General features: G+C 57.3%; 13 protein-coding genes and 1 tRNA gene. All 14 read left to right on the plus strand.

What is annotated here, in order from left to right; translation table 11 throughout:
* The coding region (locus tag BMZ36_RS13790; RefSeq protein WP_373277432.1) for an EF-Tu C-terminal domain-related protein at nucleotides 1-95 on the plus strand (95 nt) is incomplete at its 5' end.
* 56 nt (nucleotides 96-151) lie between these two features.
* Nucleotides 152-227, plus strand: a tRNA-Trp gene (locus tag BMZ36_RS13795).
* Between the two features lie 67 nt (nucleotides 228-294).
* The gene (secE, locus tag BMZ36_RS13800; protein WP_091198180.1) at nucleotides 295-648 is read left to right on the plus strand and encodes a preprotein translocase subunit SecE; all 354 of its coding nucleotides are present in this window, start codon (nucleotides 295-297) and stop codon (nucleotides 646-648) included.
* A 15-nt stretch (nucleotides 649-663) separates the two neighbouring features.
* Nucleotides 664-1,197 (plus strand): transcription termination/antitermination protein NusG, encoded by a 534-nt coding sequence (gene nusG / locus BMZ36_RS13805; RefSeq protein WP_091198183.1) that lies wholly within the window; start codon nucleotides 664-666, stop codon nucleotides 1,195-1,197.
* A gap of 91 nt (nucleotides 1,198-1,288) precedes the next feature.
* Nucleotides 1,289-1,720, plus strand: coding sequence for a 50S ribosomal protein L11 (rplK, locus tag BMZ36_RS13810; RefSeq protein ID WP_091198186.1), 432 nt, complete (start codon nucleotides 1,289-1,291; stop codon nucleotides 1,718-1,720).
* 1 nt (nucleotide 1,721) lies between these two features.
* Nucleotides 1,722-2,417, plus strand: a complete 696-nt coding sequence (rplA, locus tag BMZ36_RS13815) for a 50S ribosomal protein L1 (RefSeq protein ID WP_091198192.1) — start codon at nucleotides 1,722-1,724, stop codon at nucleotides 2,415-2,417.
* A gap of 237 nt (nucleotides 2,418-2,654) precedes the next feature.
* Complete coding sequence (gene rplJ / locus BMZ36_RS13820) at nucleotides 2,655-3,149, plus strand: 50S ribosomal protein L10 (protein WP_091198195.1); 495 nt, start codon at nucleotides 2,655-2,657, stop codon at nucleotides 3,147-3,149.
* A 51-nt stretch (nucleotides 3,150-3,200) separates the two neighbouring features.
* Complete coding sequence (rplL, locus tag BMZ36_RS13825) at nucleotides 3,201-3,569, plus strand: 50S ribosomal protein L7/L12 (protein WP_091198199.1); 369 nt, start codon at nucleotides 3,201-3,203, stop codon at nucleotides 3,567-3,569.
* A gap of 160 nt (nucleotides 3,570-3,729) precedes the next feature.
* Entirely contained in the window at nucleotides 3,730-7,905 is a 4,176-nt protein-coding gene (gene rpoB / locus BMZ36_RS13830; RefSeq protein WP_177187897.1) for a DNA-directed RNA polymerase subunit beta, read from the plus strand.
* Between the two features lie 76 nt (nucleotides 7,906-7,981).
* On the plus strand, nucleotides 7,982-12,208 hold the full coding sequence (gene rpoC, locus BMZ36_RS13835) for a DNA-directed RNA polymerase subunit beta' (RefSeq protein ID WP_091198206.1): 4,227 nt from the start codon (nucleotides 7,982-7,984) through the stop codon (nucleotides 12,206-12,208).
* Nucleotides 12,209-12,414: 206 nt separating this feature from the next.
* Nucleotides 12,415-12,789, plus strand: coding sequence for a 30S ribosomal protein S12 (gene rpsL, locus BMZ36_RS13840; RefSeq protein WP_091198209.1), 375 nt, complete (start codon nucleotides 12,415-12,417; stop codon nucleotides 12,787-12,789).
* Between the two features lie 107 nt (nucleotides 12,790-12,896).
* Nucleotides 12,897-13,367, plus strand: a complete 471-nt coding sequence (gene rpsG, locus BMZ36_RS13845; protein ID WP_091198213.1) for a 30S ribosomal protein S7 — start codon at nucleotides 12,897-12,899, stop codon at nucleotides 13,365-13,367.
* A gap of 21 nt (nucleotides 13,368-13,388) precedes the next feature.
* Nucleotides 13,389-15,488, plus strand: a complete 2,100-nt coding sequence (gene fusA, locus BMZ36_RS13850; RefSeq protein WP_091198216.1) for an elongation factor G — start codon at nucleotides 13,389-13,391, stop codon at nucleotides 15,486-15,488.
* 29 nt (nucleotides 15,489-15,517) lie between these two features.
* Nucleotides 15,518-15,621 (plus strand): GTP-binding protein (locus tag BMZ36_RS13855; RefSeq protein ID WP_245747959.1); only part of this gene is annotated, 104 nt, incomplete at its 3' end.

Here is a 15,621-nt window from a genome sequence, read left to right on the forward strand (position 1 = left end):
TCTGCCCGATCGCCATGGAACAAGGCCTGCGCTTCGCCATCCGCGAAGGTGGCCGTACCGTCGGCGCCGGTGTGGTTGCCAAGATCATCGAGTAAGTTTTGGTTTGTTCCAAAAGCGGGCAGGGTGTTGTATAATCTTGCCCTTTCTCTGTAGGCGAGTAGCTCAATTGGCAGAGCACCGGTCTCCAAAACCGGGGGTTGGGGGTTCGAGACCCTCCTCGCCTGCCAGGTAAATTTGCAGAGCCGCCCCGTGGGGTGCGGCTCTGTTCTCTATCGGTTCACCGAAAAGATTGCAATGGAAAGCACAGATAAAATCAAGGTGGCGCTGGCGCTGTTGTTGGTGGCGGCGGGTGTGACGGGCTTTTACTTGTTGCCTGCTACGCCGGTTGTGCTGCGGCCCCTTTCGGTGGTTGCTGGTTTGCTCTCCGGGGTTGGGGTGTTGTGGTTTTCCCAGCTGGGGCAGGAGTTTATGGGTTATGCCCGCGATTCCGTAAAGGAAGCGCAGAAGGTGGTCTGGCCAAACAAGAAAGAAACTTGGCAGATTACCGGGGTGGTATTCCTGTTTGTGGGTGTTTTGGCCCTGTTTATGTGGGTTGTTGATACCGGCTTGGCGTGGTTGTTCTATGACGTCGTGCTGGGGCGTGGCTAAGACGCGGAGAGACTAATGGGAATGCGTTGGTATGTGGTGCATGCTTATTCCGGTTTTGAGAAGAGCGTGCAGAAAGCGCTGAAGGAGCGCATCGAGCGTTCTGGCGTACAGCATATGTTTGGTCAGATACTCGTTCCGGTGGAAGAAGTGGTCGAGGTGAAGGGCGGGCGCAAGTCTGTTTCTGAGCGTAAATTTTTCCCGGGCTATGTGCTGGTCGAGATGGACATGACCGATGAAACTTGGCACTTGGTCAAAAGTACGCCCAAGGTGACCGGTTTTGTCGGTGGATCGGGTAATCGCCCGGCGCCAATCACCGAGCGCGAAGTGCAAAGCATCATGCGTCAGATGCAGGAGGGGGTGGAAAAGCCCCGTCCCAAGGTGCAGTTCGAGGTGGGTGAGCAGCTTCGTGTGACCGAAGGGCCGTTTACCGATTTCAATGCCACAGTGGAAGACGTGGATTACGACAAGAGCCGGCTCAAGATTTCCGTGCTTATTTTTGGTCGTGCTACGCCGGTGGAAGTGGATTTCGCGCAGGTCGAGAAGGTTTGATCTGCAACATGGCGAGTGCCGCACAAGCGGTGCTCGGTTTTTAGTTGGGGAGCGAGCGCTGTCTCGCGTCTGACCCGTCAAGGAGTAAATCGTGGCAAAGAAAATTGTCGGCTATGTAAAGCTGCAAGTGCCCGCTGGTAAAGCCAATCCGTCGCCGCCCATCGGCCCGGCTCTTGGTCAGCGCGGTCTCAATATCATGGAATTCTGCAAGGCGTTTAACGCTGCGACCCAGGGCGTCGAGCCGGGTCTGCCAATTCCTGTGGTTATTACCGCTTATGCGGACAAGTCCTTCACCTTCGTGATGAAGACCCCGCCGGCAACCATTCTGATCAAGAAGGCTGCAGGCATTCAAAAGGGTTCTTCCAAGCCGCATACCGACAAGGTTGGCACTATTACTCGTGCCCAGCTTGAAGAAATCGCCAAGACCAAGGCGCCTGATCTGACCGCTGCTGATATGGATGCTGCCGTGCGTACCATCGCTGGTTCCGCTCGCTCCATGGGCCTGAATGTGGAGGGTGTGTAACATGGCTAAGGTTTCCAAGCGTCTAGCAGCGCTCAATGCTCAAGTTGACCGCAACAAGCTGTACGCCATTGACGAGGCCATTGCGCTGGTCAAGGGTGCCGCTACTGCCAAGTTCAACGAATCCATCGATGTGGCCGTGAATCTCGGCGTCGATCCGCGCAAGTCCGATCAAGTCGTTCGCGGCGCTGTCGTGCTGCCGAAGGGTACCGGCAAGACTGTGCGTGTGGCCGTGTTTACTCAGGGCGCCAACGCTGAAGCAGCCAAGGCTGCGGGTGCGGACATCGTCGGTTTCGACGATCTGGCTGAACAGGTCAAGGCCGGCAACATCAACTTCGACGTCGTGATTGCTTCCCCGGATGCAATGCGCGTGGTTGGTCAGCTCGGCCAGATTCTCGGCCCGCGCGGTCTGATGCCGAACCCGAAGGTAGGCACCGTGACTCCGAACGTCGCCGAGGCAGTGAAGAACGCCAAGGCAGGCCAGGTGCAGTACCGTACCGACAAGGCCGGTATCATTCATGCCACAATCGGTCGCGCTTCGTTTGAGGCTGCCGACCTGAAGGAAAACCTGACTGCACTGGTCGATGCCCTGCAAAAGGCCAAGCCGGCAGCTTCCAAGGGTGTGTACTTCAAGAAGCTGGCAGTTTCCAGCACCATGGGTGTAGGCGTTCGCGTCGACACCACCAGCGTGCTGCAATAAGAACTTTGGGCCCCCGCGGCAGCTTGCTGTTGGCGGGGGAGTGTCAAAGACCGTAGGTGCACTCCGCAAGGGGTACTTAATTCAGCAGCAGTCAGGCTGGCCTACGCAGACGGTAAACCCAATCATAAGACATCGTGATGAATGAAAACTCTCTCGAAGTCTCCTGAATTCAAGGTTGCCGTTTGTTTGGGTGGTGCGGTTCTTCCGCGCTGAACTTAACCGATTGGAGGTATAACCTTGAGTCTCAATATTGAAGACAAAAAGGCAGTCGTAGCTGAGATCGCCGCAGAAGTTGCCGGCGCCCAGACTATCGTTATTGCCGAATACCGTGGCATCGAGGTTGCCAGCATGACTCGTCTGCGCAAGCAGGCTCGCGAGTCCGGCGTTTACCTGCGTGTTCTGAAGAATACGCTGGCTCGCCGCGCGGTACAAGGAACCCCGTTCGCCGATCTGGCCGACAAAATGGTCGGCCCGCTCGTGTACGGTATTTCTGTAGACCCGATTGCTGCAGCCAAGGTTCTGAACGACTTCGCCAAAAAAGACGACAAGATCGTCGTCAAGGCCGGTTCTTATGATGGCAAGCTGCTGAGCGCTGAGGACGTTGGCGCACTCGCAAGCATCCCGAGCCGCGAAGAGCTGCTGTCCAAGCTGCTGTACGTCATGAAGGCGCCGTTGTCCGGCTTCGTTCGTGGCTTGGCCGCTTTGGCAGAGAAGCAGACCGAAGCCGCTTAAAACGTTCTCGTTTTTCATTCATTCTGACAAGATATTCAGGAGTATTTACAAATGGCTCTGACCAAAGAAGACATCCTCGAAGCCGTTGGCGCTTTGACTGTTCTGGAACTGAACGACCTGGTGAAGGCGTTTGAAGAAAAGTTCGGCGTTTCTGCTGCTGCTGTTGCTGTAGCTGGCCCGGCCGCTGCTGCTGCTGTTGTTGAAGAAAAAACCGAATTCGACGTTATCCTGACCGGCGCTGGCGCCAACAAGGTTGGCGTGATCAAGGTTGTGCGCGAACTGACCGGCCTGGGCCTGAAGGAAGCCAAGGATCTGGTTGACGGCGCACCGAAGTCCGTCAAGGAAGGCATTGCCAAGGCTGACGCTGAAGCCATGGTGAAGAAGCTGGTTGAAGCCGGCGCTACGGCCGAAATGAAGTAATCGTCCCAGGACGATTGCGTGAGGCAGGCGGAGGAATCCGCCTGCCCTTTTGCGTTTGCTGAGTTAGTCAAGACCTGCAGTAGGCAGACCGGAAACCGGCCCTCGTGGGCTTGTTTGTGGTTTGTCTTTTGCGCCCCACCTCCATGGAGAGTCTATGAGTATGCAATACTCGTTCACCGAGAAGAAACGTATTCGCAAGAGTTTTGCGAAGCGGGCGAGCGTTCTCGAAGTGCCGTTCCTGCTGGCGACACAGATCGACTCCTACGCCGAATTCCTGCAACTGGGTGTGCCAGCCAGTTCGCGCCGTAACAACGGCCTGCAGGCAGCGTTCAGCTCGATTTTCCCGATCGCCTCGCACAATGGCAACGCACGTCTTGAGTTTGTCCATTACAACTTGGGCGAGCCCCCGTTTGATGTGATCGAGTGCCAGCAGCGCGGCATCACGTTTGCTGCGCCTCTGCGTGCCCGCGTACGCCTCGTGATCATGGATCGCGAAGCGGCCAAGCCGACCGTGAAGGAGGTCAAAGAGCAGGACGTTTACTTCGGCGAAATTCCGCTGATGACGCGTAACGGCTCTTTTGTCATCAACGGTACCGAGCGCGTGATCGTATCGCAGCTGCATCGCTCTCCGGGCGTGTTTTTCGAGCATGACAAGGGCAAAACCCATAGCTCGGGCAAGCTGCTCTTCTCCGCGCGTGTGATCCCTTACCGCGGTTCTTGGCTCGATTTCGAATACGATGCCAAGGATCTCCTCTTCTTCCGGATCGACCGTCGTCGCAAGATGCCGGTTTCGATTCTGCTGAAGGCGCTGGGCTTTACGCACGAACAGATTCTTGAGTTCTTCCACGACACCGATACTTTCCGTGTCGGCAAGGATGGACTGATGCTGGAGCTGGTGGCTGACCGTCTGAAGGGCGAAGTTGCCAAGTTCGATATTATTGCTGAGGACGGCAAGGTGCTTGCCCAGAAGGACAAGCGCATTACTGCCAAGACGATTCGTGACATCGTGAATGCAGGCGTTAAGGAAGCCTCCGTACCGGTGGACACCTTGTATGGCCGCATCCTGGCCCACAACGTGATCCATCCGGAAACCGGTGAGGTTGTTGCGCGCGCCAACGACGAGATCACGGAAGAGATGGTGGTCAAACTGCAAGAAGCAGGCATCACCGAATTCAAAACCCTGTATATCAACGATCTCGATCAGGGGCCGTGGATATCTGCCACTTTGCGCACCGACGATTCCCAGGATAAGTGGGCCGCGCGCGTGGCCATCTATCGCATGATGCGTCCGGGCGAGCCGCCGACCGAAGAAGCAGTCGAAGCGCTGTTCAGTGGCCTGTTCTTCTCCGAAGACCGCTATGACCTGTCGGCCGTAGGCCGCATGAAGTTCAACAGCCGCGCCTATACCGACCAGTTCGACGACAAGACCCCGGGCTGGTTGCGCCGTTTCTATGCCCGCGTAGGCGATTCCTTCAAGCAAAACGGCGGCGTCCTGACGACTGACGATATCCTTGCGGTGATTGGTATCCTGGTCGAACTGCGCAATGGCCGCGGCGATGTCGACGATATCGACCATCTTGGCAACCGTCGTGTACGTTCCGTGGGTGAGCTGGCAGAGAACCAGTTCCGTGCCGGCCTGGTGCGTGTCGAGCGTGCGGTCAAGGAGCGTCTGTCGCAGGCCGAATCCGAAAACTTGATGCCGCACGACCTGATCAATGCCAAGCCGGTCAGCGCCGCGATCAAGGAATTCTTCGGTTCGTCGCAGCTCTCGCAGTTCATGGACCAGACCAACCCGCTGTCGGAAATTACCCACAAGCGCCGTGTATCGGCCCTTGGTCCGGGTGGTCTGACCCGCGAGCGCGCCGGCTTTGAGGTCCGCGACGTGCACCCGACCCACTATGGCCGCGTGTGCCCGATCGAAACGCCGGAAGGCCCGAACATTGGTCTGATCAATTCGCTGTCGTGCTATGCACGTACCAACGAGTATGGCTTCCTGGAAACCCCGTACCGCCGTGTAATCGACGGCAAGGTGACCGACCAGATCGATTATCTGTCTGCGATCGAAGAAGGCAAGTACGTGATTGCCCAGGCCAACGCCGAAACCGATGCCGAAGGCCGTCTCATCGATGAAATGGTGACCTGCCGCGAGCATGGCGAAACAATCATCTCGACGCCGGATCGCGTGCAGTACATGGACGTGGCTCCGAGCCAGATTGTTTCCGTGGCCGCCTCATTGATTCCGTTCCTTGAGCACGATGACGCGAACCGCGCGCTGATGGGCGCCAACATGCAGCGTCAGGCTGTTCCTTGCCTGCGTGCCGAAAAACCGTACGTTGGCACCGGTATCGAAAATACCTGTGCCACTGACTCCGGTACGGCCGTGACCGCCCTGCGTGGTGGTGTGGTCGACTATGTCGATGCCAGCCGCGTCGTGATTCGTGTCAACGACGATGAAGCCGTGGCGGGTGAAACTGGCGTGGATATTTATAACCTCGTCAAGTTTACGCGCTCCAACCAGAACACCAATACCAACCAGCGCTCGATCGTGAAGCGCGGCGACAAGATCGCCAAGGGCGACGTGATTGCCGACGGCGCATCGACCGATCTGGGCGAGCTTGCGCTGGGTCAGAACATGACCATCGCCTTCATGCCATGGAATGGCTACAACTTCGAAGACTCGATCCTGATCTCCGAGAAGGTGGTGGCCGATGACCGTTACACCTCGATCCATATCGAGGAACTGAACGTCATGGCGCGCGACACCAAGCTCGGCCCGGAAGAAATCACCCGCGACATTTCCAACCTGTCCGAACGTATGCTCGGCCGTCTGGACGACTCCGGCATCGTTTACATCGGTGCCGAGGTTGAAGCCGGTGACGTGCTGGTCGGCAAGGTGACGCCGAAGGGCGAAACCCAGCTGACTCCGGAAGAAAAACTGCTGCGTGCGATCTTCGGCGAGAAGGCCAGCGACGTGAAGGATACCTCGTTGCGCGTTCCGTCCGGCATGACCGGCACCGTGATCGACGTGCAGGTGTTTACCCGCGAAGGCGTCGAGCGCGACAAGCGTGCTCAGTCGATCATTGACGAGCAATTGCGCCGTTACCGTACCGACCTGAACGACCAGCTGCGTATCGTCGAGAACGACCTTTACGAGCGTATCGAGCGCCAGATTGTGGGCAAGGTCGCCAACGGCGGCCCGAAGCGTCTGGCCAAGGGTTCCGAAATCACCAAGGAATACCTCGACAGCCTCCCGTCCAAGGCCGACTGGTTCGATATCCGCCTTGCTGACGAGGAAGGTGCGCGCCAGCTCGAAGCGATGAAGGATTTGATCGCGCAGATGCGCGTCGAGTTCGAACAGCGTTTTGAAGACAAGAAGCGCAAGCTGACCCAGGGCGACGAACTGCCGCCGGGCGTGATCAAGATGGTCAAGGTCTATGTGGCCGTGAAGCGCCGTCTGCAGCCGGGCGACAAGATGGCCGGCCGTCACGGTAACAAGGGTGTGGTGTCCAAGATTTGTCCGGTGGAAGACCTGCCGTACATGGCTGATGGCACACCGGTTGATATCGTGCTGAATCCGCTGGGCGTTCCGTCCCGGATGAACATCGGTCAGATTCTGGAAGTCCACTTGGGGTGGGCGGCCAAGGGTATCGGCCAGCGTATCGACGCGATGCTGAAGGCGCAGCGTGACATAGCAGAGGTCCGGGCTTTCCTCGACAAGGTGTACAACAGCACTGGCAAGCAGGAAGACATTGCCGGCCTGTCTGATGCAGAGGTCGAGACACTGGCTAATGGTCTGCGTCGAGGGATGACTTTTGCAAGTCCGGTATTTGACGGAGCCAAGGAGCAAGAAATCCTGCAGATGCTTGATTTTGCGTATCCGGATGAAGAGCCGCGTACCCAGCTGCTGAGTTTCAACGACAGCAAGACCCAGATGCAACTGTTCGACGGGCGCACCGGCGAGCCGTTCGAGCGCAAGGTCACGGTGGGTGTGATGCACTACCTGAAGCTGCATCACTTGGTGGACGACAAGATGCATGCACGCTCGACTGGTCCGTACTCGCTTGTGACCCAGCAGCCGTTGGGTGGCAAGGCGCAGTTCGGTGGCCAGCGCTTCGGGGAAATGGAAGTGTGGGCGCTGGAAGCTTACGGGGCGGCGTATACCCTGCAGGAAATGTTGACCGTCAAGTCTGACGACGTGAACGGCCGGACCAAGATGTACGAGAACATCGTCAAGGGCGACCACAAGATCGAAGCTGGCATGCCGGAATCCTTCAACGTACTGGTGAAGGAAATCCGTTCGCTGGGTATTGATATCGATCTGGAAGAAACTGAGTGATTCTCGTGGGGTGTGCGGTGAAGTGGGTGATACCTGCTTCACCAAACCCTTCACTCCTTTGCGGAGAAAACAGGTAATGAAAAGCCTACTGGAACTGTTCAAGCAGGTAACACAGGACGAGGAATTTGATGCGATCAAGATCGGGCTCGCTTCGCCCGACAAGATCCGTTCCTGGTCCTTCGGCGAAGTCAAGAAGCCGGAAACCATCAACTACCGTACCTTCAAGCCGGAGCGTGACGGTCTGTTCTGTGCCCGTATTTTTGGGCCGATCAAGGATTACGAATGCCTGTGCGGCAAGTACAAGCGACTGAAGCATCGCGGCGTAGTGTGTGAGAAGTGCGGAGTTGAAGTCACGCTGTCCAAGGTGCGCCGCGAGCGCATGGGCCACATCGATCTGGCCAGCCCGGTTGCGCACATCTGGTTCCTCAAGAGCCTGCCGTCGCGTTTGGGCATGGTGCTCGATATAGCGCTGCGCGACATTGAACGCGTACTGTATTTTGAAGCCTATGTCGTCGTCGAGCCGGGCATGACCCCGCTGACTCGCGGCCAGTTGCTGACCGAAGACGATTATTTCGCCAAGTACGAAGAGTACGGCGATGAATTCGTTGCGCTGATGGGCGCCGAGGCTGTCCGTGAATTGCTTCGTTCGCTGGACGCAGAAAACGAAATCGTCAATCTGCGCGCCGAACTGGAAAGCACCGGTTCCGATACCAAGATCAAGAAGATTGCCAAGCGTCTGAAGGTGCTTGAAGCCTTCCAGCGTTCCGGTATCAAGCCGGAATGGATGATCATGGACGTGCTGCCGGTCCTGCCTCCGGAGCTGCGTCCGCTGGTTCCGCTCGATGGCGGCCGTTTTGCCACTTCCGACCTGAACGATCTCTATCGTCGCGTCATCAACCGTAACAACCGTCTGAAGCGTTTGCTCGAACTGCGCGCGCCGGACATCATCGTGCGCAACGAAAAGCGGATGCTGCAGGAAGCCGTCGATTCGCTGCTCGACAACGGTCGCCGCGGTAAGGCCATGACCGGTGCCAACAAGCGTCCGCTGAAGTCGCTCGCTGACATGATCAAGGGCAAGGGCGGCCGTTTCCGTCAGAACCTGTTGGGCAAGCGCGTCGACTACTCCGGTCGTTCCGTGATTACCGTGGGCCCGTACCTGCGTCTGCACCAGTGCGGTCTGCCGAAGCTGATGGCGCTGGAACTCTTCAAGCCGTTCATCTTCCACCGTCTGGAAGTGATGGGGCTGGCGACCACGATCAAGGCTGCCAAGAAGATGGTGGAAAGCCAGGAAGCCGTGGTGTGGGATATCCTGGAAGAAGTCATCCGTGAACATCCGGTGCTGCTGAACCGTGCGCCGACACTGCACCGTCTGGGTATCCAGGCGTTCGAGCCGGTATTGATCGAAGGCAAGGCCATTCAGCTGCACCCGCTGGTCTGTGCTGCGTTCAACGCCGACTTCGACGGTGACCAGATGGCTGTCCACGTCCCGCTGTCGCTTGAAGCACAGATGGAAGCCCGCACGTTGATGCTGGCGTCCAACAACGTGCTGTCGCCTGCCAACGGCGAGCCGATTATCGTGCCGTCGCAGGATATCGTGCTGGGTCTGTACTACATGACCCGCGAGCGTGTGCATGCTCCGGGCGAAGGCATGATTCTGGCTGACGTCAACGAAGCGCTGCGAGCCTATCAGGCCAAGACCGTGACTCTGCAGACCCGCGTTTCGGTGCGTCTCAAGGAATGGCACAAGGACGAAAATGACGAGTGGGTCTGCAAACTTGTTCGCCGCAATACCACTGTGGGCCGTGCGATCCTGTCGGAAATCCTGCCCAAGGGGCTTGATTTCAGCCATATCGACAAGGCTCTGAAGAAGAAGGAAATCGGCCGCCTCATCAATGCTTCCTTCCGCACCTGTGGTCTGAAGGATACCGTGGTCTTCGTTGACCAGTTGATGTACACCGGTTTCAGCTATTCGACCCGCGGAGGCATCTCGATCTGTGTCGACGATATGCTGGTTCCGTCCAAGAAGGCGAACATTCTGGCCGAAGCCAATGCCGAAGTGCGCGATGTGGAGCAGCAGTACAACTCCGGCTTGGTTACTCAGGGCGAGCGTTACAACAAGGTCGTCGATATCTGGGGCCGTGCCGGCGAAGATATCGCCAAGGCGATGATGACCGAGCTCGGCAAAGAGAAAGTGCTCGATGCCGCTGGCAACGTCATGAAAGACGATAGCGGCAAGGAAATCTCGCAGGATTCCTTCAACTCGATCTACATGATGGCTGATTCGGGTGCACGGGGCTCCGCTGCGCAGATTCGCCAGCTGGCCGGTATGCGGGGCCTGATGGCTCGCCCGGACGGCTCGATTATCGAAACGCCGATCAAGGCGAACTTCCGTGAAGGTCTGACCGTTCTCGATTACTTTATTTCGACCCACGGTGCACGTAAGGGTCTGGCGGATACGGCACTGAAGACCGCGAACTCGGGTTACCTGACCCGTCGTCTCGTCGATGTCACGCAGGATCTGGTGGTAATCGAGGATGATTGCGGTACCAAGAACGGCGTGAACATGAAGGCCGTGGTGCAAGGCGGTGACGTGATCGAAGCGTTGCGCGACCGCATTCTGGGGCGCGTGGCTGTGCTCGATATTGTCGATCCCGCCTCCCAGGAAACCGTATTCGAAGCCGGTACCCTGTTGACCGAAGAGGTGGTCGACAAGATTGATGCGCTGGGCATTGACGAAGTCAAGGTTCGCACTCCGCTGACTTGTGAAACCCGCTATGGTCTGTGCGCCAAGTGCTATGGCCGCGATTTGGGCCGTGGTCACATCGTAAATACCGGCGAGGCGGTGGGCGTGATTGCCGCACAGTCGATCGGTGAGCCGGGTACCCAGCTGACCATGCGTACCTTCCACATCGGCGGTGCGGCATCGCGAGCTGCAGCAGCCAGCCAGGTGGAATCGAAGTCCAATGGTTCGATTGCCTACACCGACACCATGCGCTACATCACCACGGCCAAGGGTGAGCGCGTGGTCATTACCCGCTCGGCTGAAGTGACCGTGCACGACGACAACGGTCGCGAGCGTGAGCGTCACAAGATTCCGTACGGCGCGAACCTGCTGGTCAAGGACGGCGATGCGATCAAGGCCGGCGCCGTGCTGGCAACATGGGATCCGCATACCCGCCCGATCATTACCGAATACGCCGGTCAGGTGAAGTTCGAGAACGTCGAAGAAGGCGTGACCGTCGTCAAACAAATGGACGAAGTGACCGGCCTTTCCACGCTGGTTGCCATCGATTCGAAGCGTAAGGCAAGCGCGGCCAAGGGCCTGCGTCCGCTGGTCAAGTTGCTCGATGAAAACGGCAACGAGGTCAAGCTGACCGGCTCCGATACGCCAGTGACGATCACCTTCCAGGTCGGTGCCATTATCTCGGTCAAGGATGGCCAGATGGTCGGCGCAGGCGATGTGCTGGCACGTATTCCGCAGGAATCCGCCAAGACCCGTGACATTACCGGTGGTCTGCCGCGAGTGGCCGAGTTGTTCGAAGCTCGCTCGCCCAAGGATGCGGGCGTGCTGGCAGAGATTACCGGTACGGTGAGCTTCGGCAAGGATACCAAGGGTAAGCAGCGTCTGATCCTGACCGATCTGGATGGCACTCCGCACGAATACCTGATCCCGAAGGACAAGCACGTCATGGTGCACGATGGTCAGGTGGTGAACCGCGGCGAAATGATTGTCGATGGCCCGATCGATCCGCATGACATCCTGCGTCTGCAGGGTATCGAGGATCTGGCGCGCTACATTGTCCAGGAAGTGCAGGAAGTGTATCGCTTGCAGGGTGTGAAGATTAACGACAAGCACATCGAAGTGATCGTACGCCAGATGCTGCGCCGAGTCGTGATCACTGATTCGGGCGACACCGACTTCATCCAGGGCGAACAGGTTGAACGTGCCGAGATGTTGATCGCCAACGACAAGATGGCGGCCGAAGGCAAGGAACTGGCCAAGTACGATAACGTATTGCTGGGTATCACCAAGGCGTCCCTGTCCACGGATTCCTTCATCTCCGCGGCTTCGTTCCAGGAAACCACGCGCGTGCTGACTGAGGCCGCGATCATGGGCAAGATGGACGAACTGCGCGGCTTGAAGGAAAACGTGATCGTTGGTCGCCTGATTCCTGCTGGTACCGGCCTTGCGTACCACAAGAACCGCAAGCGACAGCGTCAGGCCAGCTACGACAATCTGGCCAGTTTTGCCGAAGTTGTCGCGGAAGTGGCTCAGGAAGGAGATGCCCCATCTGCCGAATAATCCGTCGAAACAGGCCGCGACTGGCGGCCTGCGTTGACGTGGCTTGAAATATCTCCTTATAATTCAAGTCTTTTTTCGACGGCGGTCAGCATAGCTGGCCGCCGTCTACTTCCATTTTGCGGAGCAAAGTGGATTAAAACACTGGTTAATCAATGGGTTAATTCAGTGTAGCTGTCAAACCTTTGTTTGTTTAGGAAACGAAAACAATGCCAACTATCAACCAGCTCGTCCGTAAAGGGCGTGTGCAGGAAGTGACCAAGAGCAAGGTTCCCGCGCTCGAGGCCTGCCCGCAAAAGCGTGGTGTGTGCACCCGTGTGTACACCACCACTCCGAAGAAACCGAACTCCGCGCTGCGTAAAGTGTGCAAGGTTCGCCTGACCAATGGTTTCGAAGTCATTTCGTACATCGGCGGTGAAGGCCACAACCTGCAAGAGCACAGCGTGGTGCTGATCCGTGGTGGTCGTGTGAAGGATTTGCCGGGTGTGCGTTACCACTGCGTACGCGGTTCGCTCGACCTCGCTGGCGTCAAGGATCGCAAGCAATCTCGCTCCAAGTACGGCGCGAAGCGTCCGAAGGGCTAATTGTGGCCTGGGTCGGCGGATGGCTTGGCCGTGCCGTCGAGTAAGTGATCTCTCTGTTGGGAGATCGCGGGGAATACCCCAACTGAATCATATATCAAGGAAATATCATGCCAAGACGCAGAGAAGTACCGAAGCGCGAGGTATTGCCGGATCCGAAATTCGGCAGCACTGAACTCGCGAAATTCATGAACGTGGTGATGCTGGACGGCAAGAAGGCCGTTGCAGAACGCATCGTTTATGGCGCGCTCGAACAGATTGCCAAGAAGACCGGCAAGGACGCCATCGATACCTTTACCGTTGCCATCAACAACGTGAAGCCGGTTGTCGAAGTGAAGAGCCGTCGTGTGGGTGGCGCCAACTATCAGGTGCCGGTGGAAGTACGCCCCAGCCGTCGTTTGGCATTGGCGATGCGCTGGGTGCGTGAAGCAGCCCGCAAGCGTGGCGAAAAATCCATGGATCTGCGTCTGGCAGGCGAGCTCCTTGATGCGGCCGAAGGCCGTGGCGGCGCGATGAAGAAGCGCGACGAAGTTCACCGCATGGCGGAAGCGAACAAGGCGTTCGCCCACTACCGCTTCTAATCGCGATATAAGGAAACAATCGTGGCACGTAAAACCCCTATCGAGCGGTACCGCAACATCGGTATTTCCGCTCACATTGACGCCGGCAAGACCACGACGACCGAGCGTATCCTGTATTACACCGGTGTGAACCACAAGATCGGTGAAGTGCATGACGGCGCCGCCACCATGGACTGGATGGAGCAGGAGCAGGAGCGTGGTATCACCATTACCTCGGCTGCGACCACCACGTTCTGGAAGGGCATGGGCATGCAGTTCCCGGAGCACCGCATCAACATCATCGACACCCCGGGGCACGTGGACTTCACTATTGAGGTGGAGCGTTCCATGCGCGTGCTGGATGGTGCCTGCATGGTGTACTGTGCTGTGGGTGGCGTTCAGCCGCAGTCCGAAACCGTGTGGCGTCAGGCCAACAAGTACAAGGTTCCGCGTCTGGCCTTCGTGAATAAGATGGACCGTACCGGCGCCAACTTCTTCCGTGTTGTCGACCAGATGAAGATTCGCTTGAAAGCGAATCCGGTGCCTATCGTGATTCCTATCGGTGCCGAAGACAACTTCGTGGGCGTGGTCGATCTGATCAAGATGAAGGCCATCTTCTGGGATGAAGCTTCCCAGGGCATGAAGTTCGAGTACAAGGACATTCCGGCCGAACTGGAAGGTCTGGCTCTGGAGTGGCGCGAGAAGATGGTTGAATCGGCTGCCGAGGCTTCGGAAGAGCTGATGAACAAGTACCTCGAAGAGGGTAACCTCACCGAAGAGGAAGTCATCAAGGCGCTGCGTCAGCGTACCATCGCTTGCGAAATCCAGCCGATGCTTTGCGGTACCGCGTTCAAGAACAAGGGTGTTCAGCGCATGCTGGATGCCGTGATCGAGCTGCTGCCGTCCCCGGTTGACATTCCGCCGGTCAAGGGTACCAACGACAAGGGTGAGGAAGATCACCGTGAAGCTTCCGATGCTGCGCCGTTCTCCGCTTTGGCCTTCAAGTTGATGAACGACCCGTACGTCGGTCAGTTGACCTTCTTCCGTGTCTATTCCGGCACGGTGAAGCAGGGTGATGGCGTGCTGAACTCGGTCAAGGACAAGCGTGAGCGTGTCGGCCGTATCGTGCAGATGCACGCCAATGACCGCAAGGAAATTGACGAAGTTCTCGCCGGCGATATTGCTGCTGCCATCGGCCTGAAGGATGTCACCACCGGTGAAACCCTGTGTGCCGAAGATCATCCGATCATTCTTGAGCGCATGGAATTCCCGGATCCTGTGATTCACGTTGCTGTAGAGCCGAAGACCAAGGCTGACCAGGAAAAGATGGGTGTCGCTCTGGGGCGTCTGGCCAAGGAAGATCCGTCCTTCCGTGTGCGTACCGACGAAGAGTCTGGTCAGACCATTATTTCCGGTATGGGTGAACTTCACCTGGAAATTCTGGTGGATCGCATGAAGCGCGAATTTGGCGTTGAAGCTAACGTTGGCGCTCCGCAGGTGGCGTACCGTGAAACGATCACCAACGTGGCCAAGGACGTGCAGGGCAAGCATGCCAAGCAATCCGGCGGTAAGGGCCAGTATGGCGATTGTACGATTACGCTTGAGCCGTCCGGCGAAGGCAAGGGCTACCAGTTCATCGACGAAATCAAGGGTGGCGTGATTCCGCGTGAATTCATTCCGTCCGTTGACAAGGGTATTCAAAACACCCTGAAGGCGGGTGTTCTGGCAGGCTTCCCGGTGGTGGATGTGACCGTGCGCCTGACTTTCGGTTCCTATCACGATGTTGACTCGTCGCAGATCGCGTTCGAATTGGCTGGCTCGATTGCCTTTAAGGAAGCAATGCGTCGCGCCAATCCGGTGATTCTTGAGCCGATGATGGCTGTGGAAATCGAAACTCCGGAAGAGTACATGGGCGACATCATGGGCGATATCTCGTCCCGTCGCGGTATCCTGCAAGGCATGGACGACAATCCTGCCGGCGGCAAGATGATCAAGGCTGAAGTTCCGCTGTCCGAAATGTTCGGCTACTCGACTACGCTGCGTTCCATGTCCCAGGGTCGTGCTACCTATTCCATGGAGTTTAAGCACTACTCCGAAGCGCCGAAGCATGTTGCAGACGCGATCATGGCTGCCAAGAAATAATCGAATTTTAAAATTGAAAGGAAATAGCAATGGCTAAGGAAAAATTCACGCGGACAAAGCCGCACGTAAACGTAGGCACGATTGGTCACGTTGACCACGGCAAGACCACGCTGACCGCAGCGATCACCACGAT

It is taken from the genome of Formivibrio citricus (assembly GCF_900115065.1).
GTDB lineage: Bacteria > Pseudomonadota > Gammaproteobacteria > Burkholderiales > Chitinibacteraceae > Formivibrio > Formivibrio citricus.

Excerpts from the sequence above, each read along its gene's own strand:
- secE (WP_091198180.1), top strand. The coding sequence starts at position 295 with ATGGAAAGCACAGATAAAATCAAGGTGGCGCTGGCGCTGTTGTTGGTG.
- rpsL (WP_091198209.1), top strand. The coding sequence starts at position 12,415 with ATGCCAACTATCAACCAGCTCGTCCGTAAAGGGCGTGTGCAGGAAGTG.
- rpoB (WP_177187897.1), top strand. The coding sequence starts at position 3,730 with ATGCAATACTCGTTCACCGAGAAGAAACGTATTCGCAAGAGTTTTGCG.
- rpsG (WP_091198213.1), top strand. The coding sequence starts at position 12,897 with ATGCCAAGACGCAGAGAAGTACCGAAGCGCGAGGTATTGCCGGATCCG.
- rplA (WP_091198192.1), top strand. The coding sequence starts at position 1,722 with ATGGCTAAGGTTTCCAAGCGTCTAGCAGCGCTCAATGCTCAAGTTGAC.
- nusG (WP_091198183.1), top strand. The coding sequence starts at position 664 with ATGGGAATGCGTTGGTATGTGGTGCATGCTTATTCCGGTTTTGAGAAG.
- rpoC (WP_091198206.1), top strand. The coding sequence starts at position 7,982 with ATGAAAAGCCTACTGGAACTGTTCAAGCAGGTAACACAGGACGAGGAA.
- rplL (WP_091198199.1), top strand. The coding sequence starts at position 3,201 with ATGGCTCTGACCAAAGAAGACATCCTCGAAGCCGTTGGCGCTTTGACT.